Here is a 1,943-nt window from a genome sequence, read left to right as displayed (position 1 = left end):
TCCACCACGGGCACTTCGACCGTCGAGGCAGGCAGCAGCAAACTGCGCTCGACGTCCGTCAGAACATCGAACCGACTGAGCCGCAACGCCGGTTCGACGACAGCCGCACTCAGCAGACGCACCCAGCGGTCGCACATGGCCTGGACCGTCTCGGGGTCGTACAGGTCGTCGGCGTACTCGACGAACCCGTCGATGCCCTGAGGGGCTCCGTCGTCACCGTGCCGTTCGGACATCGAGAAGATCAGGTCGAGCTTGGACGTGGTGGTCGTGAGCTGGACGCTGCTGGCGTGCAGGCCGGGCGGGGCGAAGTCGACGCCGGGCGCGTTCTGGAGGACGAGCATCACCTGGAAGAGCGGGTGGTGGGCGAGGGAGCGCGCCGGGTTGAGCGCCTCGACGAGGTACTCGAAGGGCAGGTCCTGGTTCGCGTAGGCGGCCAGTGCCACGTCCCGGACCCGGTGGAGGAGTTCGGTGAAGGTCGGGTCGCCGGAGGTGTCGGTGCGGAAGACCAGGGTGTTGACGAAGTAGCCGATCAGGTCGTCGAGGGCCTCGTCGGTGCGGCCGGCGATGAGGCTGCCGACGGGGATGTCGTCCCCGGCGCCGAGCTTGTTCAGCAGGGCGGCCAGGCCGGCCTGCAGCACCATGAACAGGCTGGTGCCCTCGATACGAGCCAACTCCCGTAGATTCTCGTGCAGTTCGGCACCGAGTCGTACCCGGACGAACCCGCCCCGGTGGGAGGCGACGGCGGGACGAGGCCGGTCGGTGGGCAGTTGGATCTGTTCGGGGAGCCCGTTCAGCGTGCTCGTCCAGTGCGCTGCCTGGCGGGCGAAGAGACTGTCGGGGTCGGTGGCGTCGCCGAGCAGCCGGTGTTGCCACAGCGTGTAGTCCGCGTACTGCACCGGCAGCGGCGACCAGTCCGGCTCCTCACCCCGGCAGCGCGCCGCATAGGCGTCGGCGAGGTTGTGCGCCAGCGGGCCGAGGGACCAGCCGTCGCCCGCGATGTGGTGGACGACCAGGAGCAGCACATGCTCGTCCGGGGCGAGCGTGAACAGCTCCGCGTACAGGGAGAGGTCTGCGGCCAGGTCGAAGGGTCGGCGCAGCGCCTCGGCGAGCACGGCGTCCAGATCCGCCTCGGTCGCGTCGCGCACCCCCAGCGGCAGCCGGGCCTGCTCCGGGGTGAGGATCTTCTGATGCGGAGTGCCGTCGACCTGGGGGTACAGCGTGCGCAGGCTCTCGTGGCGGGCCAGAACGTCCGCGAGGGCCGCTTCGAGGGCGGGACGGTCGAGCGGCCCGGTCAGTCGCCAGGCGAGCGGGATGTTGTAGTTGGCGCTCGCGCCCTCCAGTTGATGGAGGAACCACAGCCGGCGCTGGGCGAACGACAGCGGGATCGGCTCGGGCCGTTCGTCGTACGGGGTGAGGGCGACGCGAGGCCGTCCGGCACCCGCCAGGCTCGCGGCCAGCCCGGCCGGCGTCGGGGTCTCGAACAGGGTGCGCAGCTCCAACTCCACGCCCAGGGTGGCCCGTACGCGGGCGACCAGGCGGGTGGCGAGCAGGGAGTGGCCGCCCAGGTCGAAGAAGCCGTCGTCCACCCCGGCCTCGGCGACGCCGAGGATCTCGGCGAACAGCTCGCACAGGATCTGCTCCTGCGGAGTGCGCGGGGCACGGCCCGCGCCCAGACCTCCGCCCGCCTGCGGTTCGGGCAGCGCCCGCCGGTCCAGCTTGCCGTTGACGGTCAGCGGCAGCGCGTCCATCGCGACGAACGCGGCCGGGACCATGTACTCCGGAAGGCGCTCCCGAAGATGCTCGCGCAGGGCGGCGGAGTGCGCCGAGCCACCGGGTGCGGGCACGACGTAGGCGACGAGACGTGTGTCGTCGGCACGGTCCTGTCGGGCGACGACGGCGACATCGCCGACCTCCGGACGAACCGCCAACGCGGCCTCGATCTC

The 1,943-nt window shown here is 71.2% G+C and carries 1 protein-coding gene; it reads right to left on the bottom strand.

The window, feature by feature from the left end:
- Nucleotides 1-1,943, bottom strand: a 1,943-nt coding sequence (locus ABZ725_RS52470; RefSeq protein WP_358809465.1) for a condensation domain-containing protein, incomplete at both ends; no start/stop codon positions are given.

It is taken from the genome of Streptomyces sp. NPDC006872, from assembly GCF_040635845.1.
In the GTDB taxonomy this organism is placed as follows: Bacteria; Actinomycetota; Actinomycetes; order Streptomycetales; family Streptomycetaceae; genus Streptomyces.
Note: the sequence above shows the minus strand (reverse complement) of the source record. Positions and strands in the feature narration are given on the sequence as shown.